Genomic DNA, 20,960 nt, shown 5'->3' with positions numbered 1-20,960 from the left:
GAGCAGATCGCGTTTGCGCTGCGCCAGGCGGAGGTCGGCACACCGGGCCTTGCGCTCATTCGTACCACACTTTGGGAAAGAAACTGCCGCGTCCCTCGGGCGTCATGTCGAGGAGGCCCCATAGCGGATTTGCGGCATCGCCTGAGCGGTGGTGCTGCCCGGGCTCCGAGGGGGCATACGTCATCTCGCTACCCCAGAAGTGACGGATAGTGCTGCCATGTTCCCGATGAAAGACGTTATAGATCGTCTCGTCCCAGTCTTTGCCGGCGGCAATGCCGTGGGCGCTGCGCATTTCGGGTGACAACCTGCTCGTATCTCCGAAGTAGTCCGAAGTGTAATTGTTGCCAGCAGCGGACAGCATCCTGAGGTGATCCCAGCCGCGAATGCGCGCCCACTCAACCAGCCGGGCAAGCGGCGACTTCGCGACGATGTATAACGAGACCCGCTGTTCGACGTGCCGTCCTGCACCATTCATGCCGTCGAGCAGATGCGTGCATCCAGGACAAGGCAGGGCCTTTTCCGGGCCATACATGAAGCTGTAGAGGATCAGTGTCTCGTGGGGATGGAACAGCTCGCTCATCCGCACTTGCTCTGGCATTCCGTGTTCGCCAATCCGCTCGAAGACATAGTCCTCCGGCACAGCGCCGCCGGGCGGTAATGCGCGACGCAGGGCCGCGACCTTTTCACTGTGCGCGCGCAGCTCGATCTCCGCTTCCAGAAGCGCATTGCGCGCCTGACGGTAAGCTGCACTTTCATTGGGATAGGAAAGATGTGCCATGATCTTCATCCTGAGAGAAGCTTGTCGAGTGTGATCGGCAAGTCGCGCACGCGATTGCCGGTCGCGTTGTAGACGGCGTTGGCGACTGCGGCGCCGGTGCCGGTAATGCCGATCTCGCCGATGCCGCGCGCGCCCATCGGGGCGTGGGGGTCAGGGATGCCCGTCCAGATCACGTCGATTTCCGGCACATCCATATGCACCGGCACATAGTACTCCGACAGACTGGGGTTCATGACCCGTCCCTTGCGCTCGTCGAACTGCGCCTCCTCCATCAGCGCGAGACCAAGGCCCATGATAATGCCGCCGCGGAACTGGCTCGTCGCAGTCTTGGGATTGAGAATGCGCCCGCAATCGAAGGAGCCGAGGAAGCGGCTGATGCGCGGCTCGCCGGTCACGGCGTTCACGCGCACCTCGCAGAACATCGCGGCATGGCTATGCATCGACCAGTGCATCGTCTCCAGCGGCGGCGGCCCTTCGGCCTCGACGCTGACCGTCTCCCGTCCCGCGCGAGCGAGGATGGCGACATAACTCTCATGCCTTGTCGGATCGTCGGCCTTGCACAGCCCTTCCTCGCGACTGACGACATCGTCCGACCCGAGCCCGGCAAGCGGAGAATCGTTACCGGCCAGCTTGAGCAGCGCCTTGACCAGATCGCAATGCGCAGCGCCCACCGCCGCACCGATCGCCGCAGTCTGTTGCGATCCACCCGCGAGAACGACGCCAGGCAAAGTGGAGTCGCCATAGTTGAAGTTCACGCGGTCGAGCGGCAGCCCGAGACGCTCGGCGGTGACCTGCGTTTGCGCAGTCGCAGTGCCCATGCCCATCTCGTGCGCCGCGATGTCGACGATCGCATGACCGTCACGCGTGAGCGTGATCCGCGCGGCGCCTCCGGGCATTCGGTAATAGGGATAAGTGCCTGTGGCGCAGCCCATCCCCACAAGCCATTCGCCTTCCCGGCGCATGCCCGGCCGAGGGTCCCGCCGCGCCCAACCGAAGCGCTGCGCGCCGTCGCGCCATCCCTCGACGATGTGGCGGGACGAGAACGGCAGGCCGGTACTCGGATCTTTTTCCGGCTCGTTGCGGATGCGCAGTTCTACCGGGTCGATGCCAAGCGCCTCGGCCAGTTCGTCCATCGCGCTCTCCAAGGCGAAAGTGCCGACCGATTCCCCCGGAGCGCGCATGAAAGTGTTGGCCAGCATGTCCAGTTCCACCATCTGCACGTCGAGCTTCAACGTGTCCGAAGCGTAGGCGCTGCGGCTGGGCAGGATGAACGGCTCCGGCATCGCGTTCGTCGCGGTCTTGATGGTGACGCCGGTGTGGATCAACACCTTGAGCTTCCCCTCGCGGTCGGCCCCGAGCGCCACGCGCTGTTCGGTTGGCGACCGACCGCCGACGACGCGATAGACACCCTCGCGCGACAGGACGAGGCGTACGGGACGGCCTGTGACTTTGGCAGCCATGGCCGCGAGAACCTGATGCTGCCACAGGCACTTGCCGCCGAAGCCCCCGCCCACGAACGGTGAGGTGATGACCACCTTGTCCTCGGGGATGCCGAACATCTGCCCTATCGACCAGGCGGTATGGGCGACCAGTTGCGAGGCATCATGGATGCGCAGCACCTCGTCCTGCCAAGCGGCGGTGACACCGTGGAGTTCGATCGCATTGTGGTTGTGGCGCGGCGTCAGATACGTTGCGTCGATGCGCACCTCGGCCTCTGCCAGCGCCACCTCGGCATCGCCGCGCTCGTCATGCAGGGGCTGGCCCATGAACATCGCGGGCCGCGTGCCCTGCCCGCGTGCCTCGGCGAAGGAAGTGAGGGCAGGCTTCTCCTCGTAAGTTACGCGGATGAGCGAAGCCGCATGGCTGGCCTGCTCCTGCGTTTCGGCGAGCACGACCGCAACGGGCTCACCGTTCCAGCGAACGTCATCGCCCTGCATGATCGGCAAGTCGTCCCCACCCGCCGCCTTTGGCGCCGACATGAACACCGGCGGCGGCGCGAGGCGCGGGGCGTTGCGATGGTCCATCACCGCGACAACGCCGGGAGCGGCCTCGGCCGGCGCGGTGTCGAGGGCGGTGATGCGACCCTTGGCGATAGTGCTGAAGACCAGCGCGGCATAGACCATGTCGTCCATCGGGAATTCCGCGGCAAAGCGCGCCTGCCCGGATACCTTGAGCGGTCCGTCGATGCGCGACAGCGGCTTGCCGACGTGACCGTAGCGCTCGCGGATCAGGGGATCTGGCTCGCCTCCCGGGATCCAGCTATCGGGGGCAAGCGCCACCGCCTTTGCCATCGCACCCTGCACCGCACCCTGGATCGCCTGCTTGGCATCGCCGACAATGCTCATGCGATTTCTCCGGCGAGTTCTTCAAGCACGGCGACCATCGTGCGACGCGCTAGCTCGACCTTGAAGGCATTGCCCGACAGAGCCCTGGCCTCGGCAAGTTCCGCATCGGCCGCCATGGCGAAGGCTGACGACACTGGCGGACCGCCGAGCAGCACGGCCTCGGCCCGCGTCGCGCGCCACGACTTGTGTGCTACACCGCCGAGCGCGATGCGCACGTCGCCGACATGCCCGTCCTCGACTTCCAGCACAGCCGCGACCGAAACCAGCGCGAAAGCGTAGCTCGAACGGTCGCGCACCTTGCGATAGGTCGAACGCGCCTTCCCAGGCAGTGGCGGCAATTCGATGGCGGTAATGAGTTCGCCGGGTTCCAGCATGGTCTCGATGTCCGGCCGGTCGCCGGGCAGGCGGTGGAGGTCCGCCAGCGCAATGCGGCGCTCGCCGCCATCGCCGCGCAGATGGACCACGGCATCCAGTGCGGAAAGCGCCACACACATGTCGGAAGGATGCACGGCCACGCACGACGTCGATGCGCCGAGGATCGCGTGATTGCGATTAAAGCCGCCGATCGCATCGCAGCCCGAGCCCGGACTGCGCTTGTTGCAACGCGATCCCGCGTCATCGTAGAAATAGGCGCAGCGCGTGCGCTGGAGCACGTTCCCGCCGACCGTCGCCATGTTGCGGATCTGGGCGCTGGCACCCGAAACGATCGCACGGGTGAGCAAGGGGTAGCGTCGACGCACCCGGCTATCCTCGGCGAGCGCGGTATTGCGTACCCCCGCGCCGATCAGCAGGCCATCGCCGGGTAGGTCCTCGATCTCGCGCGAAAGTCCGGTGACATCGACGAGGCTCGCCGGCCGTTCGATTGTCTCGCGCATCAGATCGACGAGATTGGTGCCGCCGCCGAGGTACTTTGCACCGTCAACAGCACCCTGCCGAACGGCATCGGACGTATCGATGGCGCGCGCATAAGTGAACGGGTTCATTCGGCTGCCTCCACGAGCGGTTCTTCAGCGAATGTCTCAGCGATGGCCGCTATGATGCCGTTATAGGCCCCGCAGCGGCACAGGTTGCCGCTCATCCTCTCGCGCAGTTCGTCATGACTGAGTTCTATACGATCTTCGGAGAGATCGGCGGTCACATGGCTCGGCACCCCGCGCGCAATCTCCGCGGCCATGCCGACGGCCGAACATATCTGCCCCGGCGTACAGTAGCCGCACTGGAAGCCGTCATGCTCGACGAAGGCCTGCTGCAAGGGATGCAGGTCTCCCGGCGTCCCGAGCCCTTCGATGGTCGTGACCGAGCGTCCCTCGAACTGGACGGCAAGCGACAGGCAGGACAGAATACGTTCGCCATCGACAAGCACGGTGCAGGCGCCGCAAGCTCCCTGGTCACATCCTTTCTTCGTGCCGGACAAGTGCAGATGCTCGCGCAGGAAATCGAGCAGGGATACGCGAGGATCGCGCGGGATACCGGCGACCTCGCCATTGACGGTCATGGCCATGCGCGCTCCTCTCGCAGGCATGCCTGACGTGGCACTGCCTCGCATGCGCATAACCCGCCTGAGCCCGATTGGTGCCCGGTCGCCGCTCATCGGACGGATAGGTGCGACAGTGCGTTATCGGCTCATCAGGTCGCGACGGCGCGCGCGAAACGGAACGGGCCAATAATAGAGATCGAAGTCGGCCATGGCATGCAGGCTCCCCATTCAAGACAATGTGGGATTCAATGCATCGCCCGCCGCCTCGTTTCGCATCTCGACCCGGCGCTTGCTCGCTCTGCCGGAAAGCAGAGCGAAGCCCGCATAATCGGCATCACCGTCGATCTCCCCATCGACAAGGCCTATGCTTTCGCCAGTCAGCCCGAGAACTTTCCGGTGTGGGCGGTCGTCGTGTCGTCGTCGCCGCCAAGATACTCATCAACAATATCGAGGTAGCTTCGCTCGACGACAACTTCTTCGCAACAAAGGTCGATGCTTTTCAAGGAAATCAAACATCACGTCCATGACCAAGAGATATCTTCGGAAGTTCTGCCAAAATCTATGACCCGCCCTGTCCCCGCAACAGCCGATGGTAGTGCCGGAGGCCGTCTGCACGAATGTATCCGGCCTTTTGCGGGTAGATTATCGGCGTAATCCATCACTTATTCAAAAAATATGCCTCAAGGGAATCGGCTTCGCTTGTCGTGATCGGCATCACTGCTCCATGCTTTGGCCCCGTGAAGTTGGTTGCCTTCATCGGAGAGCCGGCCTCGTTAAATCGGCCGAGGTTGCGGAAGTGTTTGAAATCCGTCGTCTCGGAAAATCCCATATTGTTGGGCTTGGCGCCGAAAACGTCATACATCAGCACATAAGTACTCGTGCCGGAGCGGCGCCAGAGGTTGGGTGCTTCGGTTCCCACCGTCTCCGGATCAATGGGCGTAGGATCAAACTTGTATCCCCCGTCGATCCTGTCCGAAACCGCCTGTTTAAGATGACCGGGCCGCTCGTGCGCGACATAGAACAGGTGGAACTTACCTCCGATCCGGGTGATATCGCCGTCGATCGAACCGACGTTCGGCTTCGGATAGGTGAACAGTGGACGTGGCGACTGGGTTAGCGTCGTGAAGGCATCGTCGGCGTAGGAGTACACCATGTGCTCCGTGCCGGCGCCATCGCGGGTGGTGTAGTAAACCATCATCTTGCGGGTTTTCGTATCGTAGATCGTTTCCGGCGCCCAGGCCGCACTCAGGTTGGCGGTTTCGGGAAAGAGCTTGTCGATATGAACGATCGCGTGCGTCCAGTGGATGAGATCGCGGGACTTCATGAAGATCAGCGAGCGGTTATTGCCCCAGCCATAGCCTTCCTTCGGGCGCTCCCACTCCGTCTTTCTCAGACCCTCGCGCTGGGCATAGATGTGAAGATCGGTCATGCTGAGATAGAAGGCACCGTCCGGACCGCGCACGATATGCGGATCGCGAATGCCCTTCTGCTCCGCGATGTCTCGCCCCTTCAGAACCGGGTTGCCGCCATTCACGTCCGTGAAGGTGTAACCGTCCCGCGAGACGGCGATATGCAGCGAATGCGTCTCGTCCTTGAAATAGACCAGAAGGTAAGCCGTGAGCGTGCGGTCGGATGGAACCGGCAATGCCTTACGGGCGGCAAGGCTCGGCACGATCTCAAGCTGCTTTTCAGAGCCTGCCCCGCCGGGCTGCGCTATGCCTGGCACGGCCGCAACACCTAATGCGGTGAGCCCAGCCGCGACCAGTCCGACAACCTTTGCCTTCATTTCATCTCTCCGCTTGATGGACGTATTGGGCATTTCACTCGACTTCGAGCACGGTCACCGACTTCGACGGCAGAACCAGTTCCACATCGCTGCCCGACAGGCGCACCGGCAATGGACGCGGCAGGAAGGGATCCCGCTTGTCGAACGTGACACGGGTATCGATGCGATCAGCGGTGAGCACCTGCGCAGCGGCCCCGCGCCAATGGCCACCGTCCAGATGGATGGTCACCCGATTCGGCCGGGCCGGATCGAGATTGGCAATCGTGACGTGCACTTTGCCGCCCGCATCGCGGGATGCCGACAGGTCGATGCCGGGCAGGCGAACATCGCCCTGAACGTAGTCCGGCGTCTCGACCCTGGCAGGCAATGCCTGCGCCCCCTGATGCACCTTGTACATATCGAAAACATGGTAGGTCGGCGTGACGACCATCTGGGCACCGCGCGTCAACACCAGCGACTGGATGACGTTCACCATCTGCGCCAGATTCGCCATTCTCACCCGGTCGGCATGCCGTTGGAAGATATTGAGACTTTTCGCCGCGACCAGTGCATCGCGCAGGGTGCTTTCCAGATAGAGCTGCGAAGGCGCATCCTTTTCGCTTTCGAACCAGCCGCCCCACTCATCCACCGCGAGCGCGACGCGCTTGCCCGGATCGTAACGGTCCATGATCTCGGAATGGCGGCGGATGATCTCGTCGGTCAGGTCGGCGCGGGCGAGAGCCGCCGCCCAGCCGTTTTCATCGAAACCGACATTCCGTCCCTTTGCATGCCAGTCGTTGCCCGCAAACGTATAGAAGTGCAGCGACAGCCCCCACATCAGCGGCTTGTCCATCGTCAGCGCGAGCGGCGTGGGCTGCGGGCGCCACACCATAGCCTGCGCCATCACACGATCCGTCCACGCGTAATCGTCGGTGTCTGCCCCCACCGCAATGAGCTTGGCGCGCTCTCCGGAATAAGTGCGCAGAAAGGCCGCATAGTGTCGGAATGCCGCAGCATAGGTGTCGGCGGTCATGTTGCCGCCGCAGCCCCAGCTTTCGTTGCCCACCCCGATGAAGGGCACTTCCCAGGGCAAGGCGCGGCCATTGGCCGCCCGCTCCTGCCCCGGAGCACTGTCTTGCGGAGCGGTCATGTAGCGCAGCCAGTCGTCCGCTTCCTGCACGCTGCCGCTACCCAGATTCACCGAAACGAACGGCCTGGCCTCGATCTGGCCGAGGAAGTCCATGAATTCGTGCGTGCCGAAAGCATTGGTCTCGGGCGTCTTGCCCCAGGCTGCATTGAGCCCGCGCGGGCGCTTGTCGGCCGGGCCGATGCCGTCGCCCCAGTGATAGCCGTCCGCGAAACATCCGCCCGGCCAGCGCACGACCGGTACTTTGATGCGGCGCAGCGCCGCGACGACATCCGATCGGATACCGCGCACATTGGGGATCGCGGCATCGGGACCGACCCAGATCCCCTCGTAGACGCCGCGCCCGAGATGCTCGACAAACTGGCCATAGATGTTCGGATCGATCGTCGGGCCGGTTGCGGATGCCGAGATGGCAACTTGCGAACGAAGCTCGGTAGCCGCCTTGCCCGTTTCCGCAGCCGCGCCACCGATCGAAACCACAAAGCTGGCAAGGGCCATCGCCGCCAGCGTCCGTTTCCCCTGTTTTCGGGATATCCGCACCGTCACCACTCCTCGCATCCTCCAGCGCATTGATGGCTTGCGCAAACTGGCTGGTCAATCATATTAAGGAATTGAATTCCATATATCGAAACGAAATATATTGCCGAATTATCATGCCGGGATGCTGGGCAGGGCCCCCTTTCGATCACGACGAACGACACGACGGGCAACGCTTCCACGTGATCTGGCTGTCGCCGATGATGCGTGCTCCAGATCGCGGAACTGAAGGAGAAGACGGCGTGACCACCATGACCCGCGACAGCCCCACCCATGTCCGGCTTATCTCGCCAAAGGAGGTGCGACGATGAATCTGTTGCTTGATCGCCGCGCGATCTGCCTCGGCGCCACGGCGCTGGCGGGCTGCGCCACCACGGGCATCACGCCGTCCGAACCGGAAGGCCCCCTGCTGTTCGCCTATTTCAGCACCGGCAAGAGCGAGGCCGACGGGTTGAAGCTGGCCGTGAGCGAGGACGGCCTCGCCTTCCGCATGCTCGGCGGCGGCAAGCCCTTCCTCGTGCCGCAAGTGGGCGAAAAGAAGCTGCTGCGCGATCCCTTCCTCTGGCGCGGCGAGGGACCGGACGCGCCGTGGCACTGCGTCTGGACCACCTCTTGGGAGGGCGTGACCATCGGCCACGCCACCACGCGCGACTTCGTGAACTGGACGCCCCAGCGGGCGATCCCGGTCATGGCCTCGGTGCCGGGAACCCGCAACTGCTGGGCGCCCGAGGCGATCTACGACCCGGCCACACGCCGCACGATAATCTTCTGGTCGAGCACGGTCGATGGCCGTTTCACCGAGACAGCTGGTACGTCGGAGAGCAGCTACAACCACCGCCTCTGGTACACCACCACCGCCGATTTCGAGACTTTCGCACCGCCGCAAGTGCTCTACGACCCCGGCTTCAGTGTAATCGACGGCACGTTCGCCCATGCCCCGGACGGCGGCCTCTGGCTGGTGGTCAAGGACGAGACGGTCGAACCGCCGCGCAAATGGCTGCGCGCCGCTTCCGCCCGCGGACCGCTCGGCCCCTTCGCCTCGCCGGGCGAGCCGTTCACCCCCTCGTGGGTCGAAGGTCCGATGACCACGCGGATCGGCGAGGAACTGGTCTGCTACTACGACGTCTACCGCGACGGTCGCTGGGGCGCGAAATCCACGCGCGACATGGTGCATTGGCAGGATGTCGGCGACCGCCTCGCGATGCCGCAGGGCGCGCGTCACGGATCGCTCGTGCGGATCGACCGCAAGCTCGCCGCCGCTCTCGCAAGCGCCTGAAAAAGCGGCTCCCGGATGGAATATCCGGGAGCCGTCAGTTCCGGCGTGGGAGGGCCCCGCCGTACCTTGCAAAATCAGAACTTCACGTTGACACCTGCAGAGATCGTGCGACCGACACGGGTCTGGAACAGCGTGTCCTGGCGCTGGCTGTCGGTGTAGAGGCTGTTCTGCTCGTCGGTGAGGTTGGTGCCCTCGACGATCAACTTCACATTATCGGTCAGGTTGTACGAGGCCGAGGCATCGACGAAGGTGGTCGCGTGGTTGCCTACCAGATCGCTGCCGGGCGAGGCCGGAATGCCGCGAATGAACGGACCGCGATAGTTGATCGTGCCGCGGATCGAGAACTTGTCGTTCTCCCAGTAGAGCGTGCCGGAAGCCGTGTCCTTCGACAGTCCCACCAGGTCGTCCTTCACGGTAACGGTGCAGGCACCGTTCGCGCTGGAGAGGCAGTAATTGATCTTCGACATGACGTGGGTGTAGTTCGCCAGCACGCCGAAGTGGCTGATGAAGCCGGACGTGAAGTTGAACGGAATCTGCGCGTTGAGTTCGATGCCCTTGAGCGGGCCGCCCGGCGTATTGGTGGGCGTGGCAATATTGAACAGTTCGTCCGGCGTGGTGTTGCTGCCGGTCAGCAGTTCGTTGGGCAGGCCCAGCGTGTTGAACGGCACCAGTGCGTTCACGCTCTGCACGTAAGTCTTGATGTCCTTGTAGAAGAACGCGGCCGAAAGCAGCGAGCCGGGGCGGAAATACCATTCCACCGCCGCGTCGAACGTATTGGCACGGATCGGTTCGAGCAGCGGATTACCCAGCGAGCCCGAACGGGTGACGGCGTTGATCGCCACCGTCGGCACCAGCTGGGTCAGCGCCGGGCGCGACAGGACCTTGGCCGCCGAAAGACGAAGCAGCAGGTTCTGCACCGGCTCGATCACGATGTTCGCCGAAGGCAGCCAGTCGTCATAGCTGCGCGCGACGGAGCGATACTGCCCGGTAAGGCCGGTGGGCGAGGTCGGGTCGGACAAGTTGATGAAGCCCGAGGAGCGCTGCCAGGTGTGGATATAGCGAACGCCGACATCGCCGCGCAGGCCGAAGCCCACGGCATCGGAGAAATCGAACGTGCCCATCACGAAGGCGCTGCTCTGCTGCTCCTTCACACCGGGGTTGGTCTCGCCGCAACCGGTGCAGGTGCGCGCATCGAAAAGGTTGTAGGTATCGGCCAGCTTCTGCCAGTCGAGCGTCGCCCAACTTGCCGGCGCGCCGTTGCCCCAGAGGCTGTCGACGCCGGTGATCTGCCTCGTCAGGCTGGCCAGCGAGGTTCCCGCAGGCAGTGCCTGAACCAGGGTATCGGCGGTGTAGTAAGTCGTGAAGCGCTGCTGGAATTCGCTCGAACGGAACTGGCCGCCGAAGTGCAGCTTGAAGGCGTCGGAGAACTCGTAATGCGCGTTGAACTCGCCGAGCATGCCCTTGGTGGTGTTGCTGGCGGGCTTGCCCTGAAGGCTGAAACCGCCGGTGACGACGCCCGCACCGGGCGTCGGGCCGTAGAGGAAGGTGTTCGGATCGGACACGTCGAAGCCGAAGCCCAGCACCGGGGTACGCCCGCCGCCGGTATAGTCGATCGAGAAGTTGTCGGTATCGAGCGCATCCATGAAGTACTGCATGCGAACCTTGTCTTTCCACACCGACTCGTTGAGGCCTACTTTGGCATCGACGGTCAACCGGTCGCTGAACCGGTGCATGAAATTGAGATTCGCCTGCTTGAACGTCGTCGAATACTTGGAGTGCAAGCCTTCCGAGCGGACGTCCACACCATCGAGAAGGGCATATTCCACCGAGCCGAGATCGGAAAGCTGCACGTCCTTCAGCGACATCATCGGATAGCCCTGGTTCGACGCCGAGCGGCCGAACGAGATCGCCTCGATATAGTTGTCGTCGCGGGTGACGTTGAAGCGCGAATAGAGCAGGTCCAGCGAAATGTCGGTATCGTCGTCCGGCTTGTATTGCAGGGTCAGCGTACCGCCGATGCGCTCCTGCGTCTGCGCGGAATTCAGGTAGCGCGGGATGCGCGGGAAGAAGGCGCCGCTGCCGGGCGTGTTCGGCAAGTCGTCGCGGCGGGCGTCGTAGACAGTCTGGTAGGCCGCCGGGTCGCTGGTGCGCGGATTGCCGGTCGAGCAGTTCGCCGCGCTGGCACCGGTCGTGGCGCTGTTCGCCGGGTTCTGGGGGGTAAAGCCCAGCGGCGAGCAGAACATGCCGTTCTGGTTGGCGGAAAGAATATCCACCGCCGAATAGCCGACTTCGCGGGTATGGCGGCGCTGATAGGCCAGCGAGCCGAGAATGCCGAAGCCGCTGTCCCCGAACTGCTTGGACACGAGCACCGAAGCGCGCGGATCGACTTTCTTCGACAGTTCGTTCCACACGCCGCGCCCCGTGGCGGAGAGCACGAAGTCCTTGTTCTGGTCCATCGGCTTGGGCGCGCTGAGGTCCACGGTGGCGCCCAGCGAGCCTTCCTCGACATCGGCCGAAGGCGTCTTGCGCACGGTCAGGGCCGAGAAGATTTCGGTCGGGAACACGTTGAAGTCGAAGCTGCGACCGTTGTTGCCCGCGCCGTAGATGTCGGAACCGCCGGTTTGCGCCGCGGCTTCCATGCCGTTGATACGCACGCGGGTGAAGTCGGCGCCGAGGCCGCGCACCGAGATGTTCTTGCCTTCGCCGCCGTCACCGCGCTGAAGCGCCACGCCGGGAATGCGCTGCATCGATTCCGCCAGGTTGGAATCGGGGAACTTGCCAAGGTCCTCGGCCTTGATGGTGTCGATCGCGGCGGTTTCGACGCGCTTGTCGGCAAGCGCCGCATTCAGCGAAGCGCGAAAACCGGTGACGATGATCTCGGAAGGACTGGGCGAACTGCTTTCCTGCGCGGAGCTGCCGGCGGCCCCATCCTGCGCGGACGCCGCTTGCGGCATTGCAACAAGACATGCGGCGATCAGCGCGGGAACCGAAGCACGGCTGCACATGACGGATTTCGAGAAAGCCCTTCCCATTTCCTCACTCCCAATTTCTGTTCTTTTCGAAAATTGCCCACTATGTGGGATTGAGTTCTGCAATATACCGCATTTCCGCTCAGTTCCAGTCAAAATCGCTTCAAATCCGTCCTCACTCGAAATTTCCACGAAGACAGGCACCGGCCCGTCTCACTTCGACCGGCAGGCGGTGATTGACTCTGCCACCTCCCGATATATGCTTCAACAGACCGTGATATGGGACATATTGAAGCGATAATTCCGGCAGATGTCCCAAGAGAGGATGATCCGAAATGCCCCTGAGTTCGACGCTCGCCCTGGCCCTCGCCGCGAGCGCTCCGGTCGCGCCGCCTGCGATCGATATCGATCTGGCCGGCAAGCTGCCCGAGGAAATGCCAAACTACCGCCCCGGTGGCAGCGGCATCGAAAAGCGCGATGCCTCGGGCGGCTTTCTCTATTCGATCGCCTTGCCGGAAGGCATGTATCGCGTGACGCTGACGTTGGGCGACAGGCACGCCGCAGGTCGAACGACCGTCAAGGCCGAGAGCCGCCGCCTGTTCCTGCGCGATGTCGCCACCCGGCGCGGACAGACGGTGAAGCGCAGCTTCCTCGTCGACGTGCGCGATGCCCGCCTGCCTGACCAGCCCGCCAATGCTCCGCGGTTCGGCGGCACCGTGCTGCTTGACGAGCGCGATCTCGCCAGCTTCAGCTGGGACGACAAGCTGACTCTGGAATTCCTAGGCCAACCGCGCGTCTCGGCCATTCATATCGAGCCTGCGACTGCCCCGCGTCTGTTCCTTGCAGGCGATTCGACCGTAGCGGACCAGTACAGCGAACCGTTCGCCAGTTGGGGCCAGATGCTTCCCGCCATGCTGGACGACCGCGTCGTCGTCGCCAACCACGCCAAGTCGGGCGCGACGATGAAGTCCTTCATCGCCCAGCTCCGCTTCTCCAAGCTGCTGACCCAGGTGCACGCGGGCGACTGGCTGTTCATCCAGTTCGGTCATAACGATCAGAAGGCCGAATGGCCGATGACCTATCTCGATCCCGAACTGACATATCCCGCTTACTTGCGCAGCACCATCGCCGAAGCGCGTCGGCGCGGGGTTCATCCCGTGCTGGTAACTTCGCCCGAGCGCCGCAACTTCGACGCGAGCGGAAAGATCAAGGACACGCTCGGCGCCTATGCCGGGGCCGTCCGCAAGGTCGCTGCCGAAGAGAACGTGCCGCTCATCGATCTCAACCGCGACAGTATCGCGATCATGCAGGCACTGGGACCGGACATTTCCCCGCGTGCCTTTGCCGAGAACGGCAAGGACCGGACCCATAACGACAACTACGGCGCCTGGCTTTTCGCTGCCGCCATCGCCCGCCAGGTGGCCGAAAAGATTCCCGAACTCGCGCCTTACGTCACGGTCCGCGACTTCGACCCCGCCCGCCCGCCTCTGCCCGAGACCCTGACGATTGCGCCAAGCCTGCCGCTGGAGAAAAACAAACCGGAAGGAAGCTAAGGACGAATGGCGCCAGAATCCCGATTGACGGAAGCGAGAGGACGGGTTACCAAATATCGGTATTGACATCCATATAATGGAACAAATGGGAGAGCCGGCGTGCCGGATATTGGAACGGGATCCATCCACGCCTTCAGGATGCAGTTGAAGCCCGGCACGGTCGAGGAATACCGCCGTCGGCACGACGCGATCTGGCCCGAACTCTCCGCCCTGCTGACTGAAGCGGGCATCCGCGACTACTCGATCTTTCTGGACGAGGACAGTCTTGCCCTCTTCGCGGTACTGCGCCTGCTGCCGCAGAACAGCCGCGAGACCCTGCCCGATCATCCGGTGATGCGCCGCTGGTGGGATTATATGGCGCCGCTCATGGAAGTGGAGCCGGGCAATCGGCCGGTCGAATGGCCGCTCCCGCTGCTGTTCCACATGGATTGACCCGATGAAACGCACGTTCCTGACGGCCCTCCTGCTTTCCACCATTCCGCTGCCCGTTCTGGCGCAGGATGCGAAGCCGACCGCCGACCTTTCCGCCCCGGTCCAGACTTTCGGCCGCGTCTCGTTCGATGCACGCTCGCTGATGATCGACGGCAAGCGGCAAGTGATCTGGTCGGGCGAGTTCCATCCGTTCCGCCTGCCCAGCCCCGATCTCTGGCGCGACGTGCTGCAGAAGATGAAAGCCAGCGGGTTCAACACCGTCGCGCTCTATTTCGACTGGGGCTACCATTCGCCCAAGCAGGGCGTCTACGATTTCAGCGGCATTCGCGATCTCGACCGCCTGCTGACGATGGCGGAGGAAGAGGGCCTCTGGGTCATGACCCGCGCCGGGCCTTATGTGAACGCGGAACTGTCGCGCGGCGGCTTTCCGGGCTGGCTGGTCAACCAGAAGGCCCGCGCCCGCACCGACGATCCCGAATATCTGGCGGCCGCCGACGAATGGCTGACCCAGATCAACGCGATCATCGCCCGCCACCAGATCAACGGCGACGGCAAGGGCCATAAGGGATCGGTGATCCTTCACCAGATCGAGAACGAACTGGCGCTGACCACGCCCGCGCAGCGCCGCTACATGGACCACCTCTACGCCAAGGCGCGCGCCGACGGCATTACCGTGCCACTTTTCCACAACGATCAGGGCCGCAACGGCTACTGGGTGCCGGAAAGCTCTACTGTCGAGAAGGTCGTCCACGGCCCCAACGACATGTATGCGTTCGACGGCTATCCCGGCGGCACTTGCACCGTGGAAGGCAAGCCGACGCGCAGCGTGGCCGCGCCGGACTGGGGCTTCTACGGAACCGGCGGCGCCAAGGGTGGTGCCTCCGCTTCGCCGAAGACGCCCGGATTCCTTGCCGAATTCGGCGGCGGCTGGTTCGATTACTGGGGATCCAACGGCGGCTACGAGTGCAACGCGGTCCAGCGCGGCAAGCGGTTCCAGCGGGTGTTCTACGGCACCAATCTGGCCAACGGTATCGGTATCCAGAGCTTCTACATGACGTATGGCGGCACCAGCTGGGGCTGGCTGCCCGCGCCGGTGGTTTTCACCAGCTACGACTATGGCGCCGCCATTTCCGAGGCGCGGAACCTGCGCGAAAAGGCGCTGGAGATGAAGCAGCTCGGCGGATTGATCGCCTCGGTCCCGGACCTTGCGGGCATGATCCCGGCGGGCGCGCCTGAGGTCTCCTCGCCCAATATTCAGGTCTACCACAACAAGAGCCCGGAGAGCGATGCGCGCTTCCTGCTGGTGGCGCACAAGCCGTCGAACGGCAAGACCGACGACAGCTTCACGGTCACCGCCGCGCTGCCGGATGGGCGCTATACTTTCCCGATGCGGCTCAATGGCTTCGATGCCAAGTGGCTGGTGGCCGGAGTGAACCTTGGCGGGCAGCGGCTAGTCTATTCGACCTCCGAACTGCAATCCGCATCCAAGGCTGGAAGTGCCGACCTGCTGCTGCTTTACGGCCGTGCCGGGGAGCCGGGCGAGACCGTCCTGCGCTATGCCTCGCCCCCGCAAGTCACGGTTGTGGAAGGCGCGGCAGAAACCGCCTTCGACGTCGCAAAGGGCGACCTGAAAGTCACCTACACCCACACAGGCCGCACCGTCCTGCGCCTGACCGGCGGCGGGCGCAACGACCTGATCCTGATTCTTGCGGATGAGGCCGAAGGCACCCGCTACACCCGCGTCGAATCGCCGGCAGGCCCCGTTCTCGTGCGCGGTCCGCAGTTGGTCCGTCACGCTTCGCTCAAATCCGGCGCGTTGGCGCTGACTGGCGATACCGGGGAGGCGGGCGGTCTCGAAGTCTGGGCACCCGGCGCCGTTCGCGCGCTGACGTGGAACGGCGCGCGTGTCCCTGCCAAGGCCTCCGCCGTGGGCAGCCTCGCCTCCACCGCGCCGCTGTCCGGCCCTGCCCCGGTCGTGCTTCCTGCCCTCACCGGCTGGCGCATGGCCAAGGGTTCGCCGGAGGCCGATCCGAAGTTCGACGACAGCACCTGGCAGGCCGTGGGCGGGAATCGCCCCAATGCCACGATCACCCAGCGCCCTGACGGCCAGCCGAACATGGCCATGGATGCCTATGGCTTCCACGAGGGCGACGTCTGGTATCGCGGCAAGTTCGAGGGCGCATCCGGCGCCAAAACCGTCTCGCTGTTCTACGGCGCGGGCGGCTCGGGGCTGGTGCAGGCATGGCTGGACGGCAAGTTCATCGGTCAGGCCGAGACGCCGAGCGGCCTCCCCCGCCCGATCACCACCGGCACCGTCACGCTGGACCTGCCGCCCGAGGCGCAGGCGGGCGGAAGCCATGTACTTTCGGTCATGGTCCGCAACAACGGCCATAACTGGGACCTTGATTCCGACGACTTCCACAAGGAAGCGCGCGGACTGATCTCCGCCTCGATCTCGCAGCCCGGCGGGCGCAGCTTCGCCGTGCCGATCGCGTGGAAGATCCAGGGCCAGCGCGGCGGCGAGGACATTGCCGACCCCGTGCGCGGCCCCGCCAATAACGGCGGTCTCTATGGCGAGCGCATGGGCTGGCACCTGCCGCTGTTCGACGACAGCCGGTGGTATGCCGCGCAAGTGCCCGCCGCCAGTGCGGAGCCGGGCACGACATGGTATCGCAACCGGTTCGATCTGGCCGTGCCCAAGGGGCAGGACGCCACCATCGCGCTGGCCTTCGGCGATACCGAGACCCCGCGCTCGGCCGCGCAGTACCGTGTGCTGATCTTCGTCAACGGCTGGAACATGGGCCAGTTCGTCGCCCATATCGGCCCGCAGCGCGTGTTCCCGATCCCCGAGGGTATCCTGAACCATCACGGCACCAACCATGTGGCGCTGGCTGTAACAAGCGACGGCGCCCCGGGCGACGCGCTGGAGGCGGTGAAGCTCGTCACCCTGCACAATGTCAGGGGCGGAATTCCCGTGAAGACGGTGCCCGCCCCGCAGACCCCGGCAGAGCTCAAATGAGCCGCCAACCCCTCATTCGGCGCTCCGCGAGCGCCCCCAGAACCATGACCAGGAGACCTTAATTGGCTGCGCTTACGCACGACATTCCGCGCGTGGAAGTCACCGACGCCATCGGCAAGCTGATGCACAATCTCGTCCATATCAAAGACGAGACCGGCGAGTTCCTGCTGCACCTCGAAGACGGCCGCGTGATCGACACCAAGGGCTGGGCCGGATGGGAATGGACCCACGGCGTCGGCCTGTTCGGCATGTGGCGCTATTTCGAGCAGACCGGCGACGAGACCGCGCTGAACATCATCCGCCAATGGTTCGAGGACCGGTTCGCGGAGGGGACCCCCACCAAGAACATCAATACGGTGGCCCCCTTCATCACCCTCGCCTACCTTTACGAACTGGACGGCGACCCCAGCTACATCCCCTATCTCGACACCTGGGCCGAGTGGCTGATGGCACCGGACGGCTTGCCCAAGACCGAGGAAGGCGGCTTCCAGCACATCGTCTACAACGACGAGAATCCCGGCGAACTCTGGGACGACACGCTGATGATGAGCGTGCTGCCGCTAGCCAAGATCGGCCTGCTGCTGGATCGCCCGCAGTATATCGAGGAAGCCAAGCGCCAGTTCCTCGTCCACATCAAGTATCTTGCCGACAAGAAGACCGGCCTGTGGTTCCACGGCTGGGACTTCAACGGTCGCCACAACTTTGCCGAAGCGCTCTGGGCGCGCGGCAACTGCTGGGTGACGATCGCCATTCCCGAGATCATCGAACTGCTCGATCTCGAACCGGGCGATGCCTTCCGCTCGTTCCTGATCGACACGCTGGCAGCGCAGGTCCGCACGCTCGCCGCCACGCAGGACGCCGAAACCGGCCTGTGGCACACGCTGATCGACGATCCGACGAGCTATCTCGAAGCCTCGGCCACGGCGGGCTTCGCCTATGGCATCCTGAAAGCCGTCCGCAAGGGCTACCTGCCGCGCGAACACGAGGCAGTTGGGATCCGGGCAGTGCGCGGCGTGCTCGCCAATATCGACCCCGCGGGCGAGCTTCAGCAAGTCAGCTTCGGCACCGCGATGGGCGATACGCTGCAGTTCTACAAGGACATAGCGCTCACCTCGATGCCTTACGGACAGAGCCTCGCCATCTGCGCGCTGGCCGAGTTCCTGCGGACCTATATCTGACGATGCGCGCGGCAGGCGCCCTGTTGCTGGCGGCGGGTCTTGCACTCGCCCACCCGGCGCAGGCGCATGCCGCGAAAGGCGATGCCGCATGGGTGCACTACGCACCTATGCCCGGCGACTTCGCGCTGGCGGCACGGGGCCGGGTCGCGCAAATCGTGACCGCGCCCGAAGATCACGACCTCGTCCGCATCGCCGCCGAGAGCCTGCGTGCCGACCTCTCCTCGGTCACCGGCGCGCAGGGCCAGTCCGACACGCAAGTCTGGATCGGCACGCTGGGCCGCAATCCTGCCATCGACCAGCTAGTGGCGACCGGCAGGATCGATGCGAAAAAACTGCGCGGCTCCTGGGAGAGTTTCCTGATCGTGCCGGTTGCCAATCCGGCTCCCGGCGTGCGGCAGGCACTGGTCATCCTCGGCAGCGACCGGCGCGGCACCGCCTACGGCACTTACGAACTCTCCCGCACCATCGGCGTGTCGCCATGGCACTGGTGGGCTGACGTGCCTCCCGAGCACCACGACGCACTTTATGTCTCCGCCAGAATACAGCGCTTCGGGCCGCCCTCGGTCCAGTATCGCGGGATCTTCATCAACGACGAGGACTGGGGTCTCGTCCCCTGGGCGCAAGGCACGTTTCCCGATGAGCCTGCTCCGGGACCGAAGACCTACACCAAAGTCTTCGACCTCCTGCTACGGCTGCGGGCGAACACGCTCTGGCCCGCCATGCATAAGGCCAGCCGCGCCTTCAACGCCGATCCCGCCAACGCCGCGTTGGCGGAGCGCTACGGGATCGTCATGGGCACCAGCCATGCCGAACCGATGCTGCGCAACAATGTCGGCGAATGGACCGGCAAGGCGGAGGACTTCAACTACCTGACCAACCGCGACGCCATAGGCGACTATTGGCGCGCGCGGGTAAAAACCAACGCCGCCGACGAGACGATCTGGACGCTGGGGCTGCGCGGCATCCACGACAGCGGCATGATCGGCCCCAAAACCGACGAAGAACGCCGCCGCACGCTGGAACAGGTTTTCGCCGACCAGCGCGCGATGCTGCGGGAGGCCGGAATTCCGCAGGCGCCGCAAGTCTTCACGCCCTACAAGGAAGTGCTCGACATCTACTGCGCCGGACTGAAAGTGCCGGACGACGTGACCCTGATGTGGACCGACGACAACTTCGGCTACATCCGCCACTTCCCCGATCCCGCCGAACGCGCGCGCAGCGGCGGGAACGGTGTCTACTACCACCTCTCCTACCTCGGCGCGCCACTCTCCTATCTCTGGCTTTCGACCACCCCGCCTGCCCTGATCCGCGAGGAGATGGGTCGCGCCTGGGACAAGGGCGCGCGCCGGATGTGGATCGCCAATGTCGGCGACATCAAACCCGCCGAACTTGCGATCGACTACTTCCTCAGCCTCGCCTGGGATATCGAGGGGACGCGCGGCCAGTCCACCGAGGCATGGACGCGGCAATGGGCCGAACAGGCGCTCGGCAAGGGCACCGGCGCGGAGGCTGCGGCGATCCTCGGTGACTACTACCGCCTCAACTTCGCGCGCCGTCCCGAACATCTCCAGTGGTATCTGCCGGGCGAGAAGCCCCATGCCAGCCCGCTCTCCATTACCGAGGCCGATGAGCGCCTGGCCGGATTTGCGGCAATAGAGCGGCGCCTCGCCGCGCTGCGCCCGCTGGTCCCGGCGGACCGTCACGACAGCTTCTTCGAACTGCTGGACTATCCGGTCTCCGCGTCGGCCGCCGCCAACCGCCGCTTCTTCGCCGCCGAGGCCCACGATGCCCTGCGCGACCGCGATCCGGCGGAAAGCTGGCGCCGCGCCCGCATCGCCGCCGAAGCGGACGGCATGTTGACCGCACTGACCCACCGCTACAACCGCGAGATCGCGGGCGGCAAATGGCGCGGAATCATGGCGGTGGAACCGGCAGACGGCCAATGGCGCAGCTTCCGGCAGAGCCTGCCGGTCGTGCTCGCTCCGGCCTCGATTCCGGATGTGGCGCCTTCCGCAGCCGCGCCGTCGCCCGCCACCGCAGGGCCGCTCCTTCGCCCCGACCAGTTCCTGCCCGCAAAAGGCTGGCGACGGATCGAAGGGCTAGGCCGCAGCCGCGCGCTGCTCGGTGCCGGTGCGCCTTCCGCACCTGCGCGGGCAGCAATCACCCTGCCCGCGGGAAACTGGCAGGCGGTGATCGACCTGCTGCCACTCTATTCTGCCGACAACGATGGCATTCTGCGCCTGACCGTCCGCATCGACGGCAAGGCCGAGACGCTGGAACTGCCCCGCCACACCGGCGACCGCAACTGGGCCATGGCGGTGCTCGACAACCGCATCGCCCGCCCCCTGAACGGCACGCTCGGCGCAGGCCGCCACGAGATTTCGCTCGAAGCCGGCGATCCCGCCGTGATGATCGAGGCGATCCGCTTCATACCTGCTGACAAGTCAATTACTCCGACTTAATAATCGTATCCAAGCGGGTCGC

Annotated in this window: 14 protein-coding genes; 6 read left to right on the top strand and 8 right to left on the bottom strand. The window is 64.3% G+C overall.

Translation table 11 applies throughout. The annotated features are described in order from the left end of the window. Positions 1-55 precede the first annotated feature (55 nt). From AC4D6D_RS20730 to AC4D6D_RS20700, 7 genes are all read right to left on the bottom strand, one after another. Positions 56-787: a DUF899 family protein gene (locus AC4D6D_RS20730; RefSeq protein ID WP_491327417.1), complete on the bottom strand. Its 732-nt coding sequence runs from the start codon at positions 785-787 to the stop codon at positions 56-58. Next, positions 784-3,123, bottom strand: coding sequence for a xanthine dehydrogenase family protein molybdopterin-binding subunit (locus AC4D6D_RS20725; RefSeq protein WP_491327416.1), 2,340 nt, complete (start codon positions 3,121-3,123; stop codon positions 784-786). Before AC4D6D_RS20725 ends, AC4D6D_RS20730 begins: the two co-directional genes overlap by 4 nt. Beyond that, on the bottom strand, positions 3,120-4,106 hold the full coding sequence (locus tag AC4D6D_RS20720) for an FAD binding domain-containing protein (protein ID WP_491327415.1): 987 nt from the start codon (positions 4,104-4,106) through the stop codon (positions 3,120-3,122). The genes AC4D6D_RS20725 and AC4D6D_RS20720 overlap by 4 nt, the downstream gene beginning before the upstream one ends. Further along, positions 4,103-4,624: a 2Fe-2S iron-sulfur cluster-binding protein gene (locus AC4D6D_RS20715; RefSeq protein WP_491327414.1), complete on the bottom strand. Its 522-nt coding sequence runs from the start codon at positions 4,622-4,624 to the stop codon at positions 4,103-4,105. Before AC4D6D_RS20715 ends, AC4D6D_RS20720 begins: the two co-directional genes overlap by 4 nt. Positions 4,625-4,977: 353 nt before the next feature. Next, positions 4,978-5,103: a hypothetical protein gene (locus tag AC4D6D_RS20710; RefSeq protein WP_491327413.1), complete on the bottom strand. Its 126-nt coding sequence runs from the start codon at positions 5,101-5,103 to the stop codon at positions 4,978-4,980. A gap of 155 nt (positions 5,104-5,258) precedes the next feature. Next, positions 5,259-6,386: a glycoside hydrolase family 43 protein gene (locus AC4D6D_RS20705; protein ID WP_491327412.1), complete on the bottom strand. Its 1,128-nt coding sequence runs from the start codon at positions 6,384-6,386 to the stop codon at positions 5,259-5,261. 34 nt (positions 6,387-6,420) lie between these two features. Then, positions 6,421-8,052, bottom strand: coding sequence for an alpha-N-arabinofuranosidase (locus tag AC4D6D_RS20700; RefSeq protein WP_491327411.1), 1,632 nt, complete (start codon positions 8,050-8,052; stop codon positions 6,421-6,423). Positions 8,053-8,356: 304 nt separating this feature from the next. On the opposite strand from AC4D6D_RS20700, the gene AC4D6D_RS20695 reads away from it, so the two are divergent. Continuing rightward, the gene (locus AC4D6D_RS20695; RefSeq protein WP_491327410.1) at positions 8,357-9,325 is read left to right on the top strand and encodes a glycoside hydrolase family 43 protein; all 969 of its coding nucleotides are present in this window, start codon (positions 8,357-8,359) and stop codon (positions 9,323-9,325) included. 74 nt (positions 9,326-9,399) lie between these two features. Here the strand turns inward: AC4D6D_RS20695 and AC4D6D_RS20690 are convergent, their stop codons facing one another. After that, on the bottom strand, positions 9,400-12,357 hold the full coding sequence (locus AC4D6D_RS20690; protein ID WP_491327409.1) for a TonB-dependent receptor: 2,958 nt from the start codon (positions 12,355-12,357) through the stop codon (positions 9,400-9,402). A gap of 272 nt (positions 12,358-12,629) precedes the next feature. Between AC4D6D_RS20690 and AC4D6D_RS20685 the strand changes: the two genes are divergently transcribed. From AC4D6D_RS20685 to AC4D6D_RS20665, 5 genes are all read left to right on the top strand, one after another. After that, positions 12,630-13,847 carry a rhamnogalacturonan acetylesterase gene (locus AC4D6D_RS20685; RefSeq protein WP_491327408.1) on the top strand — a complete coding sequence of 406 codons (1,218 nt, stop codon included), beginning with the start codon at positions 12,630-12,632 and terminating at the stop codon, positions 13,845-13,847. Between the two features lie 138 nt (positions 13,848-13,985). Continuing rightward, complete coding sequence (locus AC4D6D_RS20680; protein WP_147220449.1) at positions 13,986-14,279, top strand: L-rhamnose mutarotase; 294 nt, start codon at positions 13,986-13,988, stop codon at positions 14,277-14,279. Between the two features lie 4 nt (positions 14,280-14,283). After that, positions 14,284-17,298, top strand: a complete 3,015-nt coding sequence (locus tag AC4D6D_RS20675) for a glycoside hydrolase family 35 protein (protein WP_491327407.1) — start codon at positions 14,284-14,286, stop codon at positions 17,296-17,298. 62 nt (positions 17,299-17,360) lie between these two features. After that, positions 17,361-18,476 (top strand): beta-galactosidase BglB, encoded by a 1,116-nt coding sequence (gene bglB / locus AC4D6D_RS20670; RefSeq protein WP_491327406.1) that lies wholly within the window; start codon positions 17,361-17,363, stop codon positions 18,474-18,476. Between the two features lie 2 nt (positions 18,477-18,478). After that, positions 18,479-20,938, top strand: coding sequence for a glycosyl hydrolase 115 family protein (locus AC4D6D_RS20665; protein ID WP_491327405.1), 2,460 nt, complete (start codon positions 18,479-18,481; stop codon positions 20,936-20,938). Positions 20,939-20,960 lie beyond the last annotated feature (22 nt).

This window comes from Novosphingobium sp. BF6 (genome assembly GCF_058273105.1).
This window is presented reverse-complemented; position numbering and strand designations above follow the sequence as displayed.